The organism is Streptomyces sp. NPDC046379 (genome assembly GCF_055587785.1).
Genome location: NZ_JBVJFP010000011.1, coordinates 133840 through 155496, shown reverse-complemented (window position 1 = coordinate 155496; position 21657 = coordinate 133840). Strand labels below are relative to the sequence as shown.

The 21657-nt window shown below is 72.2% G+C and carries 18 protein-coding genes; 8 read left to right on the top strand and 10 right to left on the bottom strand.

Features of this window, described 5'->3' with window-relative positions; genetic code table 11:
* Window positions 1–12: 12 nt before the first annotated feature.
* From ACZ6KF_RS20505 to ACZ6KF_RS20495, 3 genes are read left to right on the top strand one after another with little or no spacing between them, the layout of a single operon-like run.
* Window positions 13–768 carry a (Fe-S)-binding protein gene (locus ACZ6KF_RS20505; RefSeq protein WP_356628936.1) on the top strand — a complete coding sequence of 252 codons (756 nt, stop codon included), beginning with the start codon at window positions 13–15 and terminating at the stop codon, window positions 766–768.
* Complete coding sequence (locus ACZ6KF_RS20500; RefSeq protein WP_356628938.1) at window positions 765–2243, top strand: lactate utilization protein B; 1479 nt, start codon at window positions 765–767, stop codon at window positions 2241–2243. The genes ACZ6KF_RS20505 and ACZ6KF_RS20500 overlap by 4 nt, the downstream gene beginning before the upstream one ends.
* Entirely contained in the window at window positions 2240–2923 is a 684-nt protein-coding gene (locus ACZ6KF_RS20495) for a LutC/YkgG family protein (protein WP_469239527.1), read from the top strand. Before ACZ6KF_RS20500 ends, ACZ6KF_RS20495 begins: the two co-directional genes overlap by 4 nt.
* Here ACZ6KF_RS20495 and ACZ6KF_RS20490 read toward each other — a convergent pair.
* Window positions 2888–3478: a hypothetical protein gene (locus ACZ6KF_RS20490; RefSeq protein ID WP_469239525.1), complete on the bottom strand. Its 591-nt coding sequence runs from the start codon at window positions 3476–3478 to the stop codon at window positions 2888–2890. The two genes, ACZ6KF_RS20495 and ACZ6KF_RS20490, sit on opposite strands and share 36 nt — an antisense overlap.
* Before the next feature lie 129 nt (window positions 3479–3607).
* Here ACZ6KF_RS20490 and ACZ6KF_RS20485 point away from each other — a divergent pair, with 129 nt between their 5' ends.
* Window positions 3608–4468 (top strand): AAA family ATPase, encoded by an 861-nt coding sequence (locus tag ACZ6KF_RS20485; protein WP_469239523.1) that lies wholly within the window; start codon window positions 3608–3610, stop codon window positions 4466–4468.
* Window positions 4465–5823 carry a vWA domain-containing protein gene (locus ACZ6KF_RS20480; RefSeq protein ID WP_469157840.1) on the top strand — a complete coding sequence of 453 codons (1359 nt, stop codon included), beginning with the start codon at window positions 4465–4467 and terminating at the stop codon, window positions 5821–5823. The genes ACZ6KF_RS20485 and ACZ6KF_RS20480 overlap by 4 nt, the downstream gene beginning before the upstream one ends.
* Window positions 5824–5861: 38 nt before the next feature.
* Here ACZ6KF_RS20480 and ACZ6KF_RS20475 read toward each other — a convergent pair whose 3' ends face one another.
* From ACZ6KF_RS20475 to ACZ6KF_RS20450, 6 genes are all read right to left on the bottom strand, one after another.
* The gene (locus ACZ6KF_RS20475; RefSeq protein WP_356628948.1) at window positions 5862–6224 is read right to left on the bottom strand and encodes a cupin domain-containing protein; all 363 of its coding nucleotides are present in this window, start codon (window positions 6222–6224) and stop codon (window positions 5862–5864) included.
* 210 nt (window positions 6225–6434) lie between these two features.
* Window positions 6435–7400 (bottom strand): threo-3-hydroxy-L-aspartate ammonia-lyase, encoded by a 966-nt coding sequence (locus ACZ6KF_RS20470; RefSeq protein ID WP_356628950.1) that lies wholly within the window; start codon window positions 7398–7400, stop codon window positions 6435–6437.
* Between the two features lie 159 nt (window positions 7401–7559).
* Complete coding sequence (locus ACZ6KF_RS20465; protein ID WP_356628952.1) at window positions 7560–9932, bottom strand: beta-xylosidase/alpha-l-arabinosidase; 2373 nt, start codon at window positions 9930–9932, stop codon at window positions 7560–7562.
* On the bottom strand, window positions 9929–10747 hold the full coding sequence (locus ACZ6KF_RS20460; RefSeq protein ID WP_469157843.1) for a carbohydrate ABC transporter permease: 819 nt from the start codon (window positions 10745–10747) through the stop codon (window positions 9929–9931). Before ACZ6KF_RS20460 ends, ACZ6KF_RS20465 begins: the two co-directional genes overlap by 4 nt.
* Window positions 10744–11703 (bottom strand): carbohydrate ABC transporter permease, encoded by a 960-nt coding sequence (locus ACZ6KF_RS20455; RefSeq protein ID WP_469157844.1) that lies wholly within the window; start codon window positions 11701–11703, stop codon window positions 10744–10746. Before ACZ6KF_RS20455 ends, ACZ6KF_RS20460 begins: the two co-directional genes overlap by 4 nt.
* 7 nt (window positions 11704–11710) lie before the next feature.
* Complete coding sequence (locus ACZ6KF_RS20450; protein WP_469175029.1) at window positions 11711–13015, bottom strand: ABC transporter substrate-binding protein; 1305 nt, start codon at window positions 13013–13015, stop codon at window positions 11711–11713.
* A gap of 139 nt (window positions 13016–13154) precedes the next feature.
* Between ACZ6KF_RS20450 and ACZ6KF_RS20445 the strand changes: the two genes are divergently transcribed.
* Entirely contained in the window at window positions 13155–14174 is a 1020-nt protein-coding gene (locus ACZ6KF_RS20445; protein WP_469157846.1) for a LacI family DNA-binding transcriptional regulator, read from the top strand.
* 596 nt (window positions 14175–14770) lie between these two features.
* On the opposite strand, the gene ACZ6KF_RS20440 is transcribed toward ACZ6KF_RS20445, so the two are convergent.
* Window positions 14771–15853, bottom strand: coding sequence for an endo-1,4-beta-xylanase (locus ACZ6KF_RS20440; protein WP_469157847.1), 1083 nt, complete (start codon window positions 15851–15853; stop codon window positions 14771–14773).
* A gap of 415 nt (window positions 15854–16268) precedes the next feature.
* Between ACZ6KF_RS20440 and ACZ6KF_RS20435 the strand changes: the two genes are divergently transcribed.
* Window positions 16269–17564 carry a glycoside hydrolase family 10 protein gene (locus ACZ6KF_RS20435; protein ID WP_469239521.1) on the top strand — a complete coding sequence of 432 codons (1296 nt, stop codon included), beginning with the start codon at window positions 16269–16271 and terminating at the stop codon, window positions 17562–17564.
* A 150-nt stretch (window positions 17565–17714) separates the two neighbouring features.
* Window positions 17715–18401 carry a polysaccharide deacetylase family protein gene (locus tag ACZ6KF_RS20430; protein WP_356628966.1) on the top strand — a complete coding sequence of 229 codons (687 nt, stop codon included), beginning with the start codon at window positions 17715–17717 and terminating at the stop codon, window positions 18399–18401.
* A gap of 70 nt (window positions 18402–18471) precedes the next feature.
* Here ACZ6KF_RS20430 and ACZ6KF_RS20425 read toward each other — a convergent pair whose 3' ends face one another.
* Window positions 18472–19629: an amidinotransferase gene (locus ACZ6KF_RS20425; protein ID WP_469175033.1), complete on the bottom strand. Its 1158-nt coding sequence runs from the start codon at window positions 19627–19629 to the stop codon at window positions 18472–18474.
* Window positions 19630–19761: 132 nt separating this feature from the next.
* Window positions 19762–21606, bottom strand: a complete 1845-nt coding sequence (locus ACZ6KF_RS20420; protein WP_469175035.1) for a protein kinase domain-containing protein — start codon at window positions 21604–21606, stop codon at window positions 19762–19764.
* Between the last annotated feature and the right edge of the window lie 51 nt (window positions 21607–21657).

Sequence of the window (21657 nt, the reverse complement as noted above, 5' to 3'; positions counted from 1 at the left end):
CGAGGAGCCGCGATGCGTGTCGCCCTGTTCCTGACCTGCGTCAACGACACGCTCTACCCGGACACGGGGCGCGCCGTGGTGACGCTGCTGAACCGGCTGGGCGTGGAGGTCGACTTCCCGATGGCCCAGACGTGCTGCGGCCAGGCGCACTACAACACCGGCTACCGGCACGAGACGGAGCCGATGGCACGCAACTACGCCGAGGTGTTCGGCGGGTACGAGGCGATCGTCACGCCGTCCGGTTCGTGTGCGGCGATGGTGCGGGAGCTGTATCCGCGGATGGGCGAGCGGGCCAGGGCCGAGGGCCGGGGGGACGCGCTGGCGGCGACGCTGGCGCCGGTGGTGCCGAAGACGTTCGAGCTGACGGAGTTCCTGGTGGACGTGCTGGGGGTGACGGACGTCGGCGCGTACTACCCGCACACGGTGACGTACCACCCGACCTGTCACGGGCTGCGCGGCCTCGGGCTCGGGGACCGGCCGCGGCGGCTGCTGGAGGCCGTGAAGGGGCTGGAGCTGGTGGAGCTGCCGGGGGCGGAGGAGTGCTGCGGTTTCGGCGGCACGTTCTCGCTGAAGAACGCCGACGTCTCGGCGGCGATGGGCGCCGACAAGGTGCGCGCCGCCGAGTCGACGGGTGCCGAGGTGCTGTGCGCCGCCGACAACTCCTGTTTGATGCACATCGGCGGCACCATGACGCGGCTGCGCACCGGGATGCGGCCGGTGCACATCGCGGAGATCCTGGCGAGCACGGAGGAGGAGCCGGCCGTATGAGCGGGACGTTCGTAGGGATGCCGGCCTTCCCGAAGGCCGCGCGCGAGGCGGTCCACGACGAGACGCTGCGCGGCAATCTGCGCCATGCCACCCACACCATCCGCGCCAAACGGGCGGCTGCCGTGGCCGAGGTGACGGACTGGGCGCAGCTGCGGGAGGCGGGCAAGCGGATCAAGGATCACACGCTGCGCCATCTGGACCGCTATCTGGTGCAGTTGGAGGAGGCGGTGACCGCGGCGGGCGGCGTGGTGCACTGGGCCGCCGACGCCGACGAGGCCAACCGGATCGTGACCGAACTGGTCCGGGCGACCGGCGAGTCGGAGGTCGTGAAGGTCAAGTCGATGGCCACGCAGGAGATCGGGCTGAACGAGGCCCTCCTGGAGGCGGGCATCCACGCCTACGAGACCGATCTGGCCGAGCTGATCGTGCAGTTGGGCAAGGACCGGCCCTCGCACATCCTGGTCCCGGCGATCCACCGCAACCGGGGCGAGATCCGGGACATCTTCCGCTCCGAGATGGGCGAGTGGGGCCGCCCGGCCCCCGAGGGCCTCACCGACACGCCCGCCGAACTCGCCGAGGCGGCCCGGCTGCACCTGCGGGAGAAGTTCCTGCGGGCGAAGGTCGGCGTCTCGGGCGCCAACTTCATGGTCGCCGAGACGGGCACGCTGGTGGTCGTGGAGTCCGAGGGCAACGGCCGGATGTGCCTGACCCTGCCCGAGACGCTGATCTCGGTCGTCGGCATCGAGAAGATCGTGCCGACCTGGCGGGACCTGGAGGTGTTCCTGCAGACCCTGCCCCGCTCCTCGACGGCCGAGCGCATGAACCCGTACACCTCGACGTGGACCGGCACCACGGACGGTGACGGGCCCCGCGCGTTCCATCTGGTGCTGCTGGACAACGGCCGCACCGACACCCTCGCCGACGAGGTGGGCCGGCAGGCGCTGCGCTGCATCCGCTGCTCGGCGTGCCTGAACGTGTGCCCGGTGTACGAGCGTGCGGGCGGCCACGCCTACGGCTCGGTCTATCCGGGCCCGATCGGCGCCATCCTGAGCCCTCAGCTGCGGGGCACCGGCAGCGAGATCGACGCCTCGCTGCCGTACGCCTCCTCGCTGTGCGGCGCCTGCTACGAGGTGTGTCCCGTCGCCATCGACATCCCCGAGGTGCTGGTGCATCTGCGGGAGCGGGTGGCGCAGGGCGGGGAGGTGATCCGCGAGGGCAACAAGGCCGTGCTGAAGCCGGCCAAGGGCCATGCGATGGAGCGGGCGACGATGCGGGCGGTGCGGTGGGCGTTCACCCGTCCGGGGCTGCTGCGCTCCGGCCAGCGCATCGCGTCGCGCACCCGCCGGATGCACCCGCGCACCCTGCCGGGCCCCGGCCGGGCGTGGAGCGGCACCCGGGATCTGCCGCCGGTGCCGGCGGAGCCGTTCCGCGACTGGTGGCAGCGCACGCACGGCGGAAAGGACGGCGGCAAGTGAGCAGCAGGGAGCGGATTCTGGGCCGGGTGCGGCGCGCGCTGGCCGACGTGGAGCCGGACGGCACCCCGTACGAGGAGGCGGTCGGCCGCGCGTACGCGCACGAGCACGGCGGGCTGAGCCCCGAGCGGGCGGCGGATCTGCTGGCCGAGAACCTGGCCGACTACCGGGCGATCGTGCACCGCTGCACGGACGCCGAACTGCCCGTGCTGCTGGCGCGGTTGCTGACTCGGCGCGGCTCGGGCAGCGTGCTGGTCCCGCCGGGTCTGCCGGCGCACTGGCTAGAGGGCGTGGACGCGACGCTCGTCCCCGACCGCGCGGACGGCTCGCCGGCCGAACTGGACGGGGTGGACAGCGTGGTGACGGGCTGCGCGGTGGCCGTCGCCGAGACCGGCACCGTCGTCCTGGACGGCGGCCCGGACCAGGGCCGGCGCCGGATCACCCTGGTCCCCGATCATCACGTCTGCGTGGTACGGGTTCCCGACCAGGTCGTCTCCTCCGTCCCGCAGGCTCTCCCCCGGCTGGATCCGGCCCGCCCGCAGACCTGGATCTCCGGCCCCTCGGCGACCAGCGACATCGAGCTGGACCGCGTGGAGGGCGTGCACGGTCCGCGGACACTGGAGGTGGTTCTGGTGACGGCGTCGGTGTCAGACGTGGGCGAGGGGACAGCCGCGCCGCAGTGAGTGCTGGGCGGCGCGCAGATACAGCGCGACGTAGAAGGCCGCGTCCAGGTCGGCGGCCCACGGGCCGGGCCGGGCGGCGGCGGTCCTCCTCGCCCCGCCCTCCCGGAACCACATCGTGAGATCGAGGTTGTCGCAGGCGGCGGGCAGCGCGTCGACGGGCAGGGCGACGGCGGCGGCCAGCCGCTCCATGAGCGCGAGGACCCGGGGCGCTCCGGCGATCACCGTCTCGTTGTCGTGGGCGGAGGGGACGGGCAGCCGTATCGCCTCTTCCAGCGGGAGCGGGACGAGGATGGACCAGGAGCCCATGAAGTCCCCGTCCGCCGGCGACAGCCGGGAACGGCACAGGGCCGCGAAGCCGTCCATGGGCGGTATCAGCTTCTCCTCGAACCGCAGCCCCGAGCCGCGCACGACACCGGCCTGCTCCGGCAGGCCGTCGTAGGGCGGCAGGCCCCGCGCGCGCAGCTCGGCGTCGAGGGCGTCGGCCACTTCGCCCATTCCGTCCTCGGTCGCGTCGCACCACTCCCGCGCACCGACGTCGACCAGATAGATCCCCATGCGGCCAAGATTAAGGAGCGCCGCCGACAATCGACGGGGACCACTGACAACGGCGATGAACAAGCGCTTAGATAGAAGGGCTGACCGCCCCTTGCGCGCCTCGTCGCGCGCCGACCGCCGGAGGCCCGGTTGTTCTTCACGTCCGTCGACGATGTCTCCGCCCGGCTCGCCGGGGCCGGCTATCTCCCCTCCCCGGCGGTCGCCACCACCGTCTTCCTCGCCGACCGCCTCGGCAAGCCGCTGCTGGTGGAGGGGCCGGCCGGGGTCGGCAAGACCGAGCTGGCCAAGGCCGTCGCCGAGGTCGCGGACGCGCGGCTGATCCGGCTGCAGTGCTACGAGGGCGTCGACGAGTCGCGCGCCCTGTACGAGTGGAACCACGCCAAGCAGTTGCTGCGGATCAGCGCCGGGCGCGACGAGAGCTGGGAGGAGACCCGCACCGACGTCTTCGGCGAGGAGTTCCTGCTTCCCCGTCCGCTGCTCACCGCGATCCGGGGCGACGACCCCAAGGTGCTGCTGATCGACGAGACCGACAAGGCCGACGTCGAGGTGGAGGGCCTGCTGCTGGAGGTGCTCAGCGACTTCCAGATCACCGTCCCGGAGCTGGGGACGATCCGTGCGACGCGCCGCCCGTTCGTCGTGCTCACCTCCAACGCCGGCCGCGAGCTGTCCGAGGCGCTGCGCCGCCGCTGCCTCTTCCTGCACATCGGGTTCCCGGAGGAGGAGCTGGAGCGGCGGATCGTCCGGCTGAAGGTGCCGGAGATCGACGCGGCGCTGGCCGAGTCGGTGGTGCGGGTCGTGAGGGCGCTGCGGGCGATGGACCTGCGCAAGGCTCCGTCGGTCGCCGAGACCGTCGACTGGGCGCGCACCCTGCTCGCGCTCGGCGCCGGCACGCTGGACGAGACGGTGGTGCGCGACAGCCTCGGCGTGGTCCTCAAGCACCAGGACGACGTCCTGAAGGCCGCCGCCAAGCTCGACCTGGACGCCGTGTGACCGCGCCGGACTCCCCCGTCGCCGCCCGGCTGACGGAGTTCGTGGCCGCGCTGCGGGCGCACGGGGTGCGCGTCGGCACGGGCGAGACGGTGGACGCGGCACGGGCCGCGGCCGAGCTGGGGTTCGCCGACCGGACGCTGCTGCGCGAGGGGCTGGCCGCGACGCTGCTGCACACCGCCGGCCAGCGGCAGGTTTTCGACCCGGTCTTCGACCTCTACTTCCCGCGGGGCGTGGGCGATCCGCGAAGCGGTCCCGCCGACCGGGAGGAGCTGCGCGAGCGGCTGGCACGGGCCCTCGCCGCGAACGACACCGCGCTGCTGGGCCGGTTGGCGGTGGAGGCCGTGGACGGCTTCGGCGGGTACGGGAGTTCACCGGGCTCGGGCGGCTGGTCGTCGCACCAGACTCTCGACCGGCTGCGCCCGCAGACGCTGATCGCGCGGGTGCGCGACGGCGTCCGGGCGCAGGGCGGGCCGGGGTTCGCCGACCGGCTGCTCGAGGACGAGATCCGGCGGCGCGTGGAGGTGTTCCGGGGCCTGGTGGCGGCGGAGGCGCGGCGCCGGGTCGCCGAACGGCGCGGGCGGGAGGAGATCGCCCGGCGGGCCGTCGCCCCGACCGCGGACCGGGTCGACTTCCTGTACGCCGGGAAGGACCGGCTGGCCGAGCTGCGGCGGACCGTGCAGCCCCTCGCGCGCAAGCTCGCGACCCGGCTGGCCGCCCGCCGGCGCCGGGCCTCCCGGGGCAGCATCGACCTGCGGCGCACGCTGCGGGGTTCGCTGTCGACGGGCGGGGTGCCGATGCGGCCGGTGCTGCGGCGGCGCCGCCCGGCGCGGCCCGAACTGGTGCTGCTGTGCGACGTGTCGGGCTCGGTGTCCGGGTTCTCGGACTTCACGATGCTGCTGGTGCAGGCGCTGCACGACCAGTTCGCCCGGGTACGGGTGTTCGCCTTCGTCAACCGGGTCGACGAGGTGACCGGCCTGCTGGTGCACGGCGCCGCCGACCCGGAGGGGCTGGGTGCGCGCATCCGCGCGGAGGCCACCCTCACCGGCTGGCACGGCAGCAGCGACTACGGCATGGCGCTGGGCGAGTTCGCGGAGCGGTACGGCGACGCGGTGGGCCCGCGCACGACGGTGTTCGTGCTGGGGGACGCCCGGACGAACATGAGCGACCCGAACCTGCCCGCCGTACGGCGCGTCGCCGAACGGGCGCGCCGCGTCCACTGGCTGAACCCGGAGCCGCGCGCCCTGTGGGGCACGGGCGACTCCGCGGCGCCTCAGTACGCGGAGCTGGTCGGGATGCACGAGTGCCGCAACGCGCGGCAGCTCGGTGATCTGGTGGCGCGGCTGCTGCCGGTGTGAGCGCCGGGCGGGCCGCGGCCGGTCCGCCCGGCAGGGACTCACTGGTCCGACTTGGCGTACTCCCGGGCCATGCTGCCCGCGAAGTCGTAGGCCACGCACTGTTCGTCGCCCACGACCCAGGCGTCGTGCCCGGGCGGGCAGACGAAGACGTCGCCGGGGCCGACCTCCTGTTCGGCCCCGTCGTCCATGCGGATGTGCAGCCGGCCCTGGACGACGTAGCCGTTGTGGTGGATCTGGCAGGAGTCGGTGCCCGCGATGGGGCCGACGGACTCCGACCACCGCCAGCCCGGCTCGAAGGTGGCCACCGCGAAGTCGAGGCCCGAGAGGTGGACGGCCTCCAGGTGCCCGCGCGGGAAGTCGCGCCGTTCGTCCGGCTTGTCGAGCGTCTTGATCTCCAGCATGACGCCCACTCCTTTCCGGCCGCGTACCGAGCGGCCGGGGCCGGTCTCCGTCCGGCGTTCCCACCGACCGGGAGCGCCGCCGGCGGGGGCCGTGCCCCACGTACTCCATCGTCCGCCCGCCCGGCCCGGCGGGCCACCGCTCGGCGCACGAGGCGCCCTGCGTTCGCGGGGCGGGTCCCCGAGCCGATCATGCCGCCCCGAGTCCCCCGCTCAGCCGACCCCTCCCGCGCACAGCAGCGCGAAGCGCTCCGCGTCCACATTGCCGCCGGAGACGATCACGCCCACGCGACGCGGGAGGCGTTCCACTCGGCCGGAGAGCAGGGCGGCCAGTGGGGTGGCCCCGCTCGGCTCGGTGACGGTCTTCAGCCGCTCGAAGGCGAACCGCATCGCCGCCCGGATCTCGTCGTCGGTGACCAGCGCAATCTCGTCGACCAGCCGCCGGTTCACGGAGAAGGTCAGTTCACCGGGGGTGTCCAGTGCCTGCCCGTCGGCAATGGTGTGCGGCACCGGGACGGTGACGCGGCGGCCCGCCGCCAGCGACCGCCTGGTGTCGTCCCCGGCCTCCGGCTCGACGCCGATCATCCGGATTCCCGGGTGCAGCGCCTTGGCCGCCGTCGCGCTGCCGGCCATCAGCCCGCCCCCTCCGACCGGGACCACCAGGGCGTCCAGGTCCCCCGTCTCGTCGAGCAGTTCGAGCGCGGCCGTGCCCTGCCCGGCGATCACATGGGGATGCTCGTAGGGCGGGACGACGGTCAGCCCGCGCTCGGCGGCCAGGGCCTCGGCGATCGCCGCCCGGTCGCCGGTGTAGCGGTCGTACGTGACGATCTCCGCGCCGTACCCGGCGGTGGCGGCCCGCTTGGCGGCGGGGGCGTCCTCGGGCATGACGATCACCGCCCTGGTCCCCAGTTCGCGGGCGGCGAGCGCGACGGCCTGGGCGTGGTTGCCGGACGAGTAGGCCGCGATGCCCCGGGCCAGTTGCTCCGGGGCGAGCCGGGAGGCGGCGTGGTAGGCGCCGCGGAACTTGAAGGCGCCGACGCGCTGGAAGTTCTCGCACTTGAGGAACACCTCGGCGCCGACCCGCGCGTCCAGCGTCCGTGAGCGCAGCACCGGCGTGCGGTGGACGACGCCCTTCAGACGGGCGGCGGCGTCCTGGACGTCGGCGAGTGTGAGCGGCATGTCCGTCCTCCCCGGGGTTTCGGGGCGGCCCGTCCGCCGCCCCCCGGGGAGCCTACGTCCGAGCCGGGCGGGAAGCCGCGCAGATCATGCCGCCGAGCGTGGCCCCGGCAGCGCGACGCCCCCGGCCGGGTGGTCCGGCCGGGGGCGTCGGGCGGTTCGTTACGCCGGTTCCTGGGTGAAGACGGCGTGGAAGCGGCGCGTGTGGTCCACGTACCGCTCGTCGCCGGTCAGGGCGACCTTCGCGACCAGGCGCGGGTCGGTGCTGGAGGCGGACAGCCGCAGTTCCAGCGCGCCCGGCTCGATCACGCGCCGTCCGTCGCGGCCGGTGAAGGAGGCGAGGTCGGCCGGGACCGTCACCTGCACCCGTCGGGCCTCGCCCGGCGCCAGCGGCACGCGGGCGTAGCCGATGAGCCGCTGCACCGGCTGGACCAGCGACGCGACCGGGTCGTGCAGGTAGAGCTGGACGACCTCGGTGCCGTGGCGCTCGCCGGTGTTGCGCACGGTCAGCGCGAGCTGGAACTCGCCGTCCGTGGGCGCCTCGTCGGCGGCGACGGAGAGGTCGCTCCAGTCGAACCGCGTGTACGACAGGCCGTGCCCGAACCCGAAGGCGGGCGTCGGGTCGATGTTGGACACCTCGCTGAGCTGCGCCAGCCGCGCGCCCAGGTAGGTCGTCGGCTGGGCGCCCGGTCCGCGGGGCACGCTGACCGGCAGCCGTCCGGAGGGGTTGGTGCGCCCGCTGAGCACCCCGGCGATGGCGGTGGTGCCCTCGACGCCGGGGAAGAAGGACTGCACGATCGCGGCGGACTCGGCCGTGGCGCGGCCCAGGGCGTACGGGCGTCCGGAGATCAGCACCGTCACCAGCGGGGTGGAGGTGTCGAGCAGGGCGTCGAGGAGCTGCTGCTGGGCGCCGGGCAGGGCGAGCGACTCGGCGTCGCAGCCCTCGCCGCTGGTGCCGCGCCCGAACAGGCCCGCCCGGTCGCCGAGCACGGCGATGACGACGTCGGCGTCGCGGGCGGCGAGCACGGCCTCGGGGATGCCGATGACGTCGTTGTCGTCGATGCCGGTGCCGCGGACGACGGTCAGCTCGGCGTCGGGGAACTCCCGGGCCAGCGCGTCGCGCAGCGTGGGCAGTTCGAGGCCGACCGGGATCTGCGGGTGGTGGACGCCGACGTGCAGCGGGAAGGAGTAGCAGCCCAGTGCGGCGGTGGGCGTGTCGGCGTTGGGGCCGATGAGCGCGATGCGGCGGGGGCGCTCCAGGGGGAGGGTGCCGTCGTTGCTGAGCAGCACGACCGCCTCCTCGGCGACCGTGCGGGCCAGCTCGCGGTTCTCCGGCGTGTCCAGGTCGATCCGGCCGCGCAGGGCGTCGGGGTCGTCCTGGTCGGCGCCGACGAGGGCGGGCGGCACCGGGTCCCAGTCCGGGTCGAGCAGGCCGAGCCGGGCCTTCTGGGTGAGCACCCGGCGCAGGGCGCGGTCGACGAGCTCCTCGGGCACCCGGCCCTCGCGGACGGCGTCGGCGAGGGGCCGGCCGAACGTCTTGACGGTGGGCAGTTCGATGTCGACGCCCGCCTTGAGCGCGGCGCCGGCGGCCTCGGCCCAGTCCCCGGCGACGCCGTGCAGCGTCTTGAGGAAGGCGATGCCGAAGTAGTCGGCCACGACGGTGCCGTCGAAGCCCCAGGTGTCCCGGAGAAGCCCGGTCAGCAGCGTCTCGTCGGCCGCCGTGGGGACGCCGTCGATGTCCGTGTAGGAGTGCATGACGGACTCGGCGCCGCCCTCGCGCACGGCCATCTCGAACGGCGGCAGCAGGACGTCGGCGCGTTCGCGGGCGCCCACCGAGACGGGGGCGAGGTTGCGTCCGGCGCGGGAGGCGGAGTAGCCGACGAAGTGCTTGAGGGTGGCGACGATGCCGGCGGACTCCAGGCCCTGCACATAGGCGGTGGCGACGCTGCCGACGAGGTACGGGTCCTCGCCGATGGTCTCCTCGACCCGGCCCCAGCGGGCGTCGCGCACCACGTCGAGGACGGGGGCGAGGCCCTGGTGCACTCCGAGGGAGCGCATGTCGCGGCCGATCGCGGTGGCCATCCGGCGCACCAGGTCCGGGTCGAAGGTGGCGCCCCAGGACAGCGGGACCGGGTAGGCGGTGGCGCCCCAGGTCGCGAAGCCGGCCAGGCACTCCTCGTGGGCGACGGCAGGGATGCCGAAGCGGTTCGCCGAGACGATCCGGGCCTGGGTGCGGGCCAGGGACAGCGCGCCGAGGGCGGGGTCGACGGGGGCGGTGCCGAAGGGCCGGGTCAGCTGGCCCAGCCCGGCGGGCAGGAGGGCGTCGAGGTCGACGGCCTCCTCCATGTCGTGCTGGTGCGGCGCGACTTCGCCGCCCTCGTCGGAGGCGCCGACCCAGACGCCGTACAGCTGGGCGATCTTCTCCTCCAGGGTCATCGCCTCGATGAGGGCGGCGACTCTGGTGGCGATCGAGTGGGCGGGGTCGTTCCAGAGGGGGACTTCGGGGGTGGTCTCAACGGCCACGTTGGCGGTCACTTTCCTCCGACGCCCATGAGGCCCTGGACGAGGGCTCGGCGGGCGAAAAGATAAACGAGCAGGACAGGCGTCATGGACAGCACGACGGCTCCCAGCAGGCCGGGAATGTCGACGCCGTACTGGGTCTGGAAGTTGTAGAGACCCAGCGTGATGACCTTGGTCGAGTCGGACTGGGTCAGCACGAGGGGGAACAGGAAGCCGTTCCACGCCTGGAGGGCGGAGAACACGACGATCGTCGACATGCCGCCGCGGGACAGCGGCACCACGAGCTGGAAGAACATCCGCCGGGGGGTGGCGCCGTCCATGGCCATGGCCTCGAACAGCTCCGGGGAGATGTCGCGCATCGCGCCGCTGAGGATGAGCGCCGACATCGGGAGGCAGAAGGCCGCCGTGGGCAGGATGACGCCCAGCAGGTTGTCGTACAGCCCGGCCTCGCTGATGAGGTAGAACATCGGCACGATCACGGCCTGGGCCGGGATGGCGAGGCCGAGCAGGAACAGCCGGAAGACCGCCGAGGTGACCTTGGAGCGGCTGCGCACGATCGCGTACGACAGCGGCGGGACCAGCAGCAGCACGATGCCGACCACGGCGACGGTGACGACGATGGTGTTGAAGAAGTACCGCCCGAAGCCCGAGTCGAAGGCGTTCAGGTAGTTGTCCAGCGTGAACGTGTCCGGGATGGACAGCGGACCGTCCTGCGCGTAGTCCGCGCGGGTGCGCACCGTGGCGGCGAGCATCACGTACAGCGGCAGACCGACCAGGATCAGCCAGACGATCGACCCCGCGCCTGCCAGGTAATTGGGGCGGCGCCTCATGACACACCCTCCATGGAGCTGCGCATCTTGTCGTAGCCGGAGACCCGGACGACGATGAGCGAGATGATGGTGGCCGCGACGACCAGGGCGAGCGCGATGGCGGCGCCGGCGCCGAAGTCGAATCCCTTGAAGGCCTTGTCGTACATGTAGTAGGCGCTGATCGTGGTGTCCGTGCCCGGTCCGCCCTGGGTGAGGATCAGCACCGTCTCGAACGTGGTCAGGCCGCCGACGATCATCATGATCATCGAGGTGATCATGGCGTTGCGCAGCTGCGGCAGCGTGATGTGGAAGAACTGCCGGTAGCGCCCCGCGCCGTCGATCTCCGCGGCCTGGTAGAGCACCTGCGGGATGGCCCGCGCGGCACCCTGGTAGATCAGCGTGTGGAACGGCGTGAACTGCCAGGTGCTCACGAACGCCAGCACGCCGATGGCGGTGGCCTGCTCACCGAACAGGTTGCCGTCGCCGAACAGCCAGGTCATCCGGCCGGGGATGCCGAAGTTGGGGTCGAGCAGCGCCCGCCACAGCACGGACACCGCGGTCGCGGACAGCAGGAGCGGGATGAAGTAGATGACCGACAGCACGGCCCGGTTGCGCTGGTAGCCGGCGGCCCACACGCCCAGGACGATGCTCAGCGGCGTCTGGATGGCCACGCCGAGCACGGTCAGGAGCAGGGTGAGCCAGATGCTGTTGATCATCACCGGGTCGTCCAGCAGACGCGACCAGTTGTCCATGCCGACGAACTCGGGCGAGCCGAGCCCGTTCCAGGTCATGAAGGACAGCACCGCCACCATGACCAGCGGGACGATCGCAAAGAGGGCGAAGAACACGGTGGCGGGCAGCGCCCAGGCGAAGCCGGGACGTCCCACGTTCACTGCGGATGAGCCGCCGGCCGGCCGCCGCCGGGCGCCCTTGCGGGGCCCAGCGGCAGCGGGAGCGCTCGTGATCTTGAGAGTCATGAGCCGTTCATTCGGTCGGGAGGCCCTGCATGGCCTTGATGAAACCGTCCTCGTCGATCTGGCCGTTGAAGAACTGCTGGATGGCCTGGTGGATCGGCGTGATCGCGGCCGGCGGGTACGCCTGGTCCCACGACAGCTGGAACGACGGGGCCTTCTCGACCAGCTCGTACTGGAACTCGGTGTACGCGGGGTCGGCGGCGGTGTCGAAGAACTTCGGCGTGTTCGTGGTGGTGGGCAGGTTGCCGATGGACATCTGCGCCTTCACGAAGTCGTCCGAGTACATGAGCTTCAGGAACTCGGCGACGGCCTCCGGGTGCTTGGTCTTCTTCAGCACCGAGTAGTAGTTGTTCGTGTTGCCCGCGACGTTGGCCGGGTCGCCCTTGCCGCCCTCGATGGCCGGGAAGGCGGTGTAACCGAGGTCCTTCTCCGCGAACTCCTTGGCGTCGTTCTGCTGCTGGGAGTAGTACCAGGAGCCCATCAGCTCGAAGCCGGCCTTGCCGGAGGCGAGCAGCGCCGGGGAGGCGCCGTTCGTGTACTTCACGGAGTCGTAGTTCTTGCCGAAGGCGCCCGCGTCGACCAGCTCGCGGATCATGCTCAGGGCCTTCTTGCTCTCCGGGCTCTCCCAGACCTCCTTGTTGCCGTCCAGCGCCTGCTGGAACAGCTCGGGACCGGCGATGCGGTCGTAGAGGTACTGGAACCACATCTGGGTCGGCCAGCGGTCGCCGCCGCCCAGGGCGATCGGGGTGACGCCGTCGTCCTTCAGCTTCTCGACCGCGTCGAGCAGCTCGTCCCAGGTCGTCGGCGGCTTGACGCCGGCCTCGTCGAGGACCTTCTTGTTGTGGAAGAGGAGGACGGGCTGGGTGCCGCGCATCGGGATGCCGTACGCCTTGTCGTCGACGACGGCGGTGTTGAAGACGGACGGCAGGAAGTTGTCCTTGAGGCCCGGGTCCTTCTTGATGAAGTCGTCCAGCGGCATCAGCAGGTCGGCCTTGACGAACGGCTTGATGCTGCCGCCGCCCCAGTTGAAGAAGATGTCCGGGGCCTGCGGGGTGTTGATGATCGTCTGCAGCTTCTGCTGGTAGTCCGCACCGGGGATGGTGTCGAGGACCGCCTTGACCTTCGAGGTCTTGTTGAACTTGTCGACGAGCTGCTGTTCGACCTTGTTGTTGGCGTCCCCGTAGACCAGGACATGGATCTTGCCGTCACCGGACGACGCCCCGCCGTCACCGTCACCACAGGCCGCAAGGCTCAGGGCCATGGCGAGCGTCGCACCAGAGGCGACCAGTCTGGGCAAGCGCGCACGTGTCTTCATCGTTCGCCTTTCGAAAGTTTCGGCATCATCGCCGAAAGTCCATGCCTCGGGACAGTAGGGTCACATCCGAGTTTCGGTCAACGGTCGTGCATGCACTCGCCCAAACCGTTACCCGACACTCGTGGCCTATCCTGCGTGCATGCACGAAGACGACGAGGTGAGCCCACGGGTGACACTGGCCGAGGTGGCGAAAGAGGCCGGGATATCCCTCCCGACAGTTTCGAAGGTCCTCAACGGGCGTTCGGACGTCTCCAACGCGACCCGGGCCAAGGTCGAGCGGCTGCTGGAGCTCCACGGCTACCGCCGTCGGCCCCAGGGCGCGCCGCCGTCGCCGCTCATCGAGCTGGTCTTCCACGAGCTGGACAGCGTGTGGGCGATGGAGATCATCCGGGGCGTGGAGAACGTCGCCAAGGCCAACCGGGCCACGGTGGTGCTCACCGAGAGCGGCACCCGGCACGCGCCGTCGCCGGAGTGGATCGAGGGCGTGCTGCGCCGCAGACCCCTGGGCGTGGTCCTGGTCTTCTCCTCGCTGCCCGAGGACGTCAAGCGCCGCCTGCGCTCGCGCGCGATCCCCTTCGTCATCATCGACCCGGCGGGCGACCCCGACCCGGACGTGCCGTCGGTCGGATCGGCGAACTGGGCCGGGGGTCTCGCGGCCACCCGCCATCTCACGGACCACGGGCACGAGCGCGTCGCGATCATCACCGGCCCCGAGGACATGCTCTGCTCGCTGGCCCGCCTGGACGGCTACCGCTCGGCCATGGCCATGGCGGGCCTGCCGATCGACCCGCGCCTGGTCCGCCACGGCGACTTCCACGTCCAGGGCGGCTTCGAGCACGCCATGGACCTCCTGACCGGCCCCGACCGCCCCACGGCGATCTTCGCGGGCAGCGACCTCCAGGCGCTGGGAGTGCTGGAGGCGGCCCGGCTGAAGGGCCTGAGCGTCCCCCGGGAATTGTCGGTCGTGGGCTACGACGACGTCCCCCTGGCCCAGTGGTCGAGCCCTCCGCTGACCACGGTGCACCAGCCCCTCCTCCAGATGGCCGAGGAGGCCTCGCGCATGCTCCTGCGCCCGGAGACCCCGGGCAAGGCGGCCCAGCGCATCGAGCTGGCGACGAACCTCGTGGTCCGGCAGAGCACGGCGCCGCCGGGCGAGTGAAGGGTCCCGCCGGGCGGGGCACTCCCCCTCGGGGGCGTTGAAGGCGAGGGACCTGCCGCGGAGCCGGCCAACGGGTCCCTCGTTCGCGGGTTCCGGCGCGCGCCGAGCCCTCCGCTTTCCGCCGACGGCACGCGGGACCGCCAACGGTCACCGCGGCACCGGGCCCACCCGCCGCGTACGGTGCCCCACGCCGGCTGGCCTCCCCCGGGCGACACGCCCGCCGTCACCCCGGCTCCCCCGCACCGACCGCCCCCGTCCGGGCACGCCGAAGGCCGGGCAGGGCGCGAAGGCGCGCCTGCCCGGCCGGATGGTCGCGGGTGGCCGGAGGGCCGGTGCGGCGGGGGGCACGGCGGGTGGTCGGGGTGCCGCCGCGCCGGGGTGAGCCGCCGCGCCGGGCTGCCACCCTGCGGGGCAAGTCGCCGCACGGGGCCGGGGCCCTCCACGCGGGGCGCGTGGGTCCTCGACGCGGGGCGACGCTCGGCGTACGACACGGAGACCACCGCCACGAAAACCCCGCCAGAGACGGGCCTCCACCGCGACGCGCACGAAGCGGGACTCCCGCCGACCCGAGACCCCGCACGAGGCGGGACCGCCGGTTACCGCAGCGTGGCGCGGGACGAGTCGGCCAGGGTGGACTGAAGGGTGCGGTAGGCGGGCTTCGCCTGGTAGTCCTCGTCCAGGATGTTCGCCGCGCCCTCGCCCTCGAACGTCCCCGGCACCCACGAGTACTTGTCCGTGAAGCCCCACACCGTGAACGAGACGCAGTGCCGCGCCCGCAGACAGGCGTCCAGCATCCGCCGGTAGCCCTCGGCCTGCGTGGCCAGCTTCTCCTCGTCGGCCGGCATGATCATGCGGACGTCCGCCTCGGTGACGGCCGTCTGCACGCCCAGGTCGTCGAACCGCTTGAAGTTCTCGGCCACGCCGCCGGGAAGTCCGTACTGGATCCCCCAGTGCCCCTGGAAGCCCACCCCGTGCACCGGAACGCCCTCGGCGCGCAGCGTGCGCACCAGGTCCAGCACGGCGTCGCTCTTCGGGCCGGCCCACTCGATGTTGTAGTCGTTGTAGAACAGCTTGGCCCGCGGATCGGCCTGGTGCGCCCAGCGGAACGCGTCCGCGATGTAGCCCGGCCCCAGCTCACGCAGCCAGATGCTCTCCCGCAGCGTCCCGTCCTCGTTGAACGCCTCGTTCACCACGTCCCAGTGCCACACGCGCCCCTTGAAGTGCCGCACGGTCTCGGTGATGTGCCGGCGCAGGATGCTGCGCAGTTCCTCCTTGGTGAAGTCGCCCTGGGTCAGCCAGGACGGCAGCTGGCTGTGCCAGACGAGCACGTGGCCGCGTACCTTCTGTCCGCGCTGCTCGGCGAACCGGACCAGCCGGTCGGCCGCGGCGTAGTCGCGCTCGCCGCGACGCGGTTCCAGGGCGTCCCACTTCATGACGTTCTCCGGCGTCACCGAGGAGAACTCCGACCCGGCGATGCTGCGGTAGGGCACGTCCTCGGCGAGGGCGTTCATGTCGACGGCGGTGCCCACCCGCAGCCGGTCGTCGGCCGCGAGCTCCCGCAGCGACCGGTCCCACGGAACAGGCTCCTGCGCCCCGGCGGCCGGGCCCGCGGCGGTGAGGGACAACAGGGCGAGAGACGAGGTCACGGCGGCGGCCGTGACAAGGCGCAGAGCCTTCACGAAGAGCACTCCTTGCATGGGTGTGGCGGCCCGAACGGCCGCGAATACCAAGCGAATGCGAATGTTTCGAAGATCTCGAAAACGCGCTGCGCCAAGCTATTGGCCGCCCCCCACACCGTCAACCAGGCGGACGCCACGGACTTTTCCCACCCGGTTCGTACGCCGATTCGTGCGCAAGTGGTTGACCAAGGGACCAGCTGGCCGTACCTTCTGGCCGAGCCATTCGGAAATGCATCCGAAACTTTCGACAAGCGCTTTCGCAACGCGTCTGAGGTTTCATCCACCCTCCCACTCAGGCCCCGCCACCGGCGACGGCCGCCCAGAAGGGGATGACATGCGCATGAGTACACCACGGGGTTCGTATACGACCCGGGCTCGCAGAGCCCTGGGCGTCGGCATGGCGAGCCTCCTCGCCATGGCCGGAGTCACCGCCCTCGCGGGGACCGCCGAGGCCGCCACGACGCTCGCGTCGGCGGCCAACGCCAAGGGCCGCTACTTCGGTACGGCCGTCGCCGCGAACCGTCTGAGCGAGACGGACTACGTCAACACGCTCAACACCGAGTTCGACCAGGTCACGCCCGAGAACGAGATGAAGTGGGACGCCCTGGAGCCGTCCCGCAACTCGTTCAACTTCAGCGCCGCCGACCGCATCGTCGACCACGCGCAGGCCCGGAACATGAAGGTCCGCGGCCACACCCTCGTGTGGCACTCCCAGCTGCCCAGCTGGGTCGGGAGCCTGAGCGCCACGGACCTGCGCGCGGCCATGGTCAACCACATCAACCAGGTGATGGGTCACTGGAAGGGCGAGATCCACAGCTGGGACGTGGTGAACGAGGCGTTCCAGGACGGCACCAGCGGCGCCCGCCGCAGCTCGCCGTTCCAGGACAAGCTGGGCAACGGCTTCATCGAGGAGGCGTTCCGCGCCGCACGCGCCGCGGACCCGGCGGCCAAGCTCTGCTACAACGACTACAACACCGACGGCGTCAACGCGAAGAGCAACGCCGTCTACAACATGGTCAAGGACTTCAAGGCGCGCGGCGTACCGATCGACTGCGTCGGCTTCCAGTCCCACTTCAACAGCCAGTCCCCGGTCCCCTCCGACTACCAGGCCAACCTGCAGCGCTTCGCCGACCTCGGCGTCGAGGTGCAGATCACCGAGCTGGACATCGAGGGCTCCGGCACCGCGCAGGCCACCAACTACAGCAATGTCGTCAAGGCCTGCCTCGCGGTGACCAAGTGCACCGGCATCACCGTCTGGGGCGTCACCGACAAGTACTCGTGGCGCGCCAGCGGCACGCCGCTGCTGTTCGACGCCAACTACAACAAGAAGCCGGCGTACCACGCGGTCATCGCCGCGCTCGGCGGCACGCCCGACGACGGCGGCGGCGACCCGCCCGGGGGCGGCACCGGCGCCTGCACCGCCACATACGCGCGCACCGCGGACTGGAGCAACGGCTACAACGGCCAGGTGACGGTCAAGGCGGGCAGCGCCGCGATCAGCGCCTGGACGGTCACCCTGACGCTCCCCTCGGGCCAGCAGCTCGCCGCCACCTGGAACGGCACCGCCTCCACGAGCGGCCAGACCGTGACCGTGCGCCCGGTCTCCTGGAACGGCTCGCTGGGCGCCGGAGCCTCGACCAGCTTCGGCTTCACGGTGAACAAGAACGGCAGCAATGCCGACCCGGTCGTCGGCACCTGCACGGCGTCCTGACCCGCACGCATGTCCGAGGGGCCTCCCGGCGACCGCACGACACCGGGAGGCCCCTCGCCTTCCCCCGCGCCGCACGCCTTGCCTCCTCCGTCTCCGTCCCTCCCTCATCCCTCCCCTGCCTCCCCTCTCCCCTCTGCACTGGAGCACGTCATGAAGAAGCCGCACCGGCTGTCCCTGATCGGCCTGACCGCGAGCGCCGTCCTCGCGGCCTTCGCCCTCACCACCACGGCCGAGGCGGCCCCCGACGCCCGGGGCGGCTGCCGCAACGGATACGTCGCCCTCACCTTCGACGACGGCCCGGCCGAGTCGACGCCCGCGCTGCTGAAGGCGCTCACCGCGAACCGGCTGCGCGCGACCATGTTCAACACCGGCGCCAACGCGGAGGCCCGCCCCGACCTGGTCCGCGCCCAAGTGGCGGCGGGCATGTGGATCGGCAACCACTCCTACAGCCACCCGGACATGACGCAGCTGTCCGAGGCGGAGTCGTACGAGGAGATCGCCCGTACGCAGGAGATCCTCACCGGCATCCTCGGCGAGGCCCCGACCCTGTTCCGTCCCCCCTACGGCGCGACCGACGACCGGCTGCGCGCCCAGCAGCGGGAGCTCGGGCTGACCGAGGTGCTGTGGACGGTGGACTCGCGGGACTGGGCCGCCGCGACGGCGGACGAGATCGTCCAGGCGGCCTCGACGCTCCGGCCGGGCGGCATCATGCTCCTGCACGACTGGTCGGCGAGCACGCTGGAGGCCGTTCCGGGCATCGCGAAGGTGCTGCGCACCAAGGGTCTGTGCACGGGCCGGATCGCCGCGGCCCCCACTCCGGTGGCGGTCAGGCCCTGACGGCGGACCGGTGAGGTTCCGGCGGCGGGGCGCGCCGCACGGCGCGGGACCCACGCGGGTTCCGCGGGAGTCAGTCGACGTACGACTCCAGCGTGCCCCGCCGCCGCACGTCGAGGGTGGCGCAGTGGAAGGAGCCCCCGAACGGCGCGTAGTGCAGCAGGTCGCACGGGATCGGTTCGAAGCCCCATGTCTCGAGTGCGCGCAGCATGCCGGTGTGATGCCGCTCGGCGACGACCCGTTTCCCGTCGATCATCAGAATGTTCATGCTGAGCCATTTGCCGCAGATCGAGGTGAACCGCAGCAGGCGCTCATCGATCGGGTCCGGTTCCGGCGCGACCAGGATGTCCCATCCGTCCAGCACGTCGGGCAGTCGGTCCACGTCGATGTACTCGGGATTGACGAGCGCCCTCCCGGGCCCGAGCACGAGAAATGTCGTGTCGATGTGCATGGGCGTACGACAGCGGCTCTCGATCTCGTGGATGCGGTAACCGGGCCCGAGGTGCCGCCGCAGCCACTCGATCCCCATCCCGTTGGTGACATTGCTCCGCGTGACGAACAGATCGCGGCCGGCCCGCACGAAATCCGCCGCGTCGAACACCGGCTCGAACTCGGTGAGGATGTACCGCATGGGCTCGCCGGCCTCCGGAACACGGAAGTCCGGGTCGAACAGGTCGTCCGTGAGCTGCGGCTTCGGCGCGGCGGTCCAGCGGGCGCCGCGCCGGAAGTAGTCCTTGAGCAGCTCCCGGTAGGAATGCGTCTCGAAATACCGGCACGGCCAGGCCATCGGCGTCTCGATGATCTCGTCCCCGATCACCAGCAGACTGTCGCGGGGGCACGTATTGCAGAACCCGCGCGAGGACCAGTCGGGCGTGGCGAACCGCTTCCGATGGTCGACCGCGTCGGGCCGCCGGACGGTGACGCCGAGTTCCCGCAGCAGCGCGACGAACCCGTCGAGCTCCTCCTGCGCCCGCTCCACCAGCACCCGCGGATACCGCAGCCCGGCGGCCATCCCCTGCAGTCGCGCCGCCCAGCCGGGGATGTTGCAGGTCACCACCGGATGCCCGGAGGGAATCGTCGCCCCGTCGAGCCGCCCCACGACGACCTCCTCCAGGGGGTCCCATTCGTTGTGCGAACGGACCGGCGAGGCGTGCGTGTCAGCGGCGTCGGCACGCCGCGGCTCCCCGCCCACCCCCGCCCGCGCCATGCCGGGTCTCTGCTCCACCGCCATGCCCAACACCTTCGGTCGCGGATGCCACCGGCTGCCGACGGGTCGGCGCCCGGTGACTCATGACTGACGACACCTGGCGGGTGTCGATGAGAGACCCAGTTCCCCGGTCCAGGCGAACCGAAGCAGGGCGCGTCAGTCCTCCTGTTCGTTGGGCACCACGCGGGTCACCTCGCCCCGGTGGTCCGCCTCCAGGAAGCCGGTCCGACCGTAGTCGTCGGTCAGGTAGACCGACATGCCCATGGGGTCGCCGGACGTCGGGTCGGCTCCGCTCACCACGAGGTAGCGGGAGGTGGCGTCCTTGACGTTCAGTTCCTTCTCCCCGCGTTCCAGCAGGCCCGGGAGGGCGTCCCAGTCGAAGTCGTCGACGCGGAACGGGCTGTCGAACGCGGACACCGAGCCGCTGATGATCCCCTTCTGCGCGCCCGTCCCCGACCGGTAGGTCCAGGAGTCGTAGCGCGTCCTGCTTCCGTCGACCATGACGTTGGCCGAGACGTGCTCCGGGTAGACGACGAGGCTGCACACCCGGTCCGTACCCGTCTCGGCCTTGATCGCCGCGACGGCGGTGCGGATGCCGTCCGGGGTGAGCAGGTCGGTCCGGGCCGCGTCCGGACCGGAGCTCTCCGAGTCGCCGGAACCGGCGGGGATGTCCACCGCGTGCGTCGGCGTGTGCGTGCGCGAGCCGGCGGCGTCCGAGACCGGTGTCTTCACGGCCCGGTCCTCCGCGTCGTCGTCGCCGGGCAGCAGGAAGGTCACGGCCAGCGCCCCGGCGACGACCGTCGCGGCGGCCGACGCGCCGACGGCGGCGACACGGCGGACCCGCGCACGCTCCCCCTCCTTGCGTGCCGGGCCGGCGTCCTGGACGGAATGCGCGTGCGGGAACGGCGGACGGAGCGGGTGGACCGCGGGAGGCGCCGGGTGCGGGCCGCCGTACGCGAGCGGGCCGGCCGGCGACGCCGCATCGGCAGGCGGTCCGGCGGACGAGGCGGACGGGACGGACGGAGCGGACGGAGCGGACGGAGCGGACGACGGTACGACCGGCGGTGCGAGGTGGAACGACGTCACCCCGGTGGACCTCGCCCCATGGGGCCGAGCCCCGCCGGCCCCCGTCCCGGTGAACGGGGCCGCGTGCGGGGTGGCGCCGGCCGCCGCTTCGGCCAGCATCGCGTCGGCCGCGGCCACATCAGGTCGCCGTGCCGGGTCCTTGACCAGGACGGCGGCGAGCAGCGGAGCGAGTGCGCCGGCACGCCGGGGCGGCGGCAGCTCCTCGTCCAGCACGGCCGCCAGGGTCGCCAGTGTGGTCGCACGGCGCAGCGGATGGCGGCCCTCGACGGCCACGTACAGCATCATCGCCAGCGACCACAGGTCCGACTCCGGGCCGCCCTCGCCGCCCCGGACGCGTTCCGGGGCCATGTAGTCGGGCGTGCCGATGACTGATCCCGTGGCGGTCAGGGCCGTGGACTCCCGGATCGCGGCGATGCCGAAGTCGGTGAGCACGGGGCGGCCGTCGGGGCGCAGCAGGACGTTCGCGGGCTTCACGTCCCGGTGCTGGATGCCCGCCGCGTGCGCGGCCCGCAGCGCGCCGATCAGCTCGTGTCCCAGCCGGGCGGCCTCGTGCGGCTCGACCGGCCCGCGCGCGAGCCGGTCGGCGAGCGAACCGCCGGTGACCAGTTCCATGACCAGCCAGGGGTAGGCGTCGCCGCGGCCGTCCACCACATGGTGGATGGTGACGACGTTCGGGTGCTGCACCCGGGCCAGCGCCCGCGCCTCGCGCAGCACGCGGGCGCGCAGGAGTGCCGCGGCCTCGGGATCGTACTCGGCGAGCGCCGGGTCGGGCGGGCGGACTTCCTTCAGTGCGACGGCCCGGTCCAGGACGAGGTCGCGCGCCCGCCACACCGTGCCCATGCCGCCGCCGCCGAGCCGTGCCTCCAGCTGGAAGCGGCCGTCGATCACCCGTCTGCCGGGGTCCCCCTCGTTCATGACCCCGGAGCATACGAGAAGGCGGTGAGAGCGGGCTGCGGGGGCCGCTCG

Excerpts from the sequence above, each read along its gene's own strand:
- ACZ6KF_RS20445 (WP_469157846.1), top strand. The coding sequence starts at position 13,155 with ATGCACGAAGACGACGAGGTGAGCCCACGGGTGACACTGGCCGAGGTG.
- ACZ6KF_RS20500 (WP_356628938.1), top strand. The coding sequence starts at position 765 with ATGAGCGGGACGTTCGTAGGGATGCCGGCCTTCCCGAAGGCCGCGCGC.
- ACZ6KF_RS20490 (WP_469239525.1), bottom strand. The coding sequence starts at position 3,478 with ATGGGGATCTATCTGGTCGACGTCGGTGCGCGGGAGTGGTGCGACGCG.
- ACZ6KF_RS20460 (WP_469157843.1), bottom strand. The coding sequence starts at position 10,747 with ATGAGGCGCCGCCCCAATTACCTGGCAGGCGCGGGGTCGATCGTCTGG.
- ACZ6KF_RS20470 (WP_356628950.1), bottom strand. The coding sequence starts at position 7,400 with ATGCCGCTCACACTCGCCGACGTCCAGGACGCCGCCGCCCGTCTGAAG.
- ACZ6KF_RS20475 (WP_356628948.1), bottom strand. The coding sequence starts at position 6,224 with ATGCTGGAGATCAAGACGCTCGACAAGCCGGACGAACGGCGCGACTTC.
- ACZ6KF_RS20435 (WP_469239521.1), top strand. The coding sequence starts at position 16,269 with ATGGCCGGAGTCACCGCCCTCGCGGGGACCGCCGAGGCCGCCACGACG.
- ACZ6KF_RS20430 (WP_356628966.1), top strand. The coding sequence starts at position 17,715 with ATGAAGAAGCCGCACCGGCTGTCCCTGATCGGCCTGACCGCGAGCGCC.
- ACZ6KF_RS20450 (WP_469175029.1), bottom strand. The coding sequence starts at position 13,015 with ATGAAGACACGTGCGCGCTTGCCCAGACTGGTCGCCTCTGGTGCGACG.
- ACZ6KF_RS20455 (WP_469157844.1), bottom strand. The coding sequence starts at position 11,703 with ATGACTCTCAAGATCACGAGCGCTCCCGCTGCCGCTGGGCCCCGCAAG.
- ACZ6KF_RS20425 (WP_469175033.1), bottom strand. The coding sequence starts at position 19,629 with ATGGCGGTGGAGCAGAGACCCGGCATGGCGCGGGCGGGGGTGGGCGGG.
- ACZ6KF_RS20505 (WP_356628936.1), top strand. The coding sequence starts at position 13 with ATGCGTGTCGCCCTGTTCCTGACCTGCGTCAACGACACGCTCTACCCG.
- ACZ6KF_RS20420 (WP_469175035.1), bottom strand. The coding sequence starts at position 21,606 with ATGAACGAGGGGGACCCCGGCAGACGGGTGATCGACGGCCGCTTCCAG.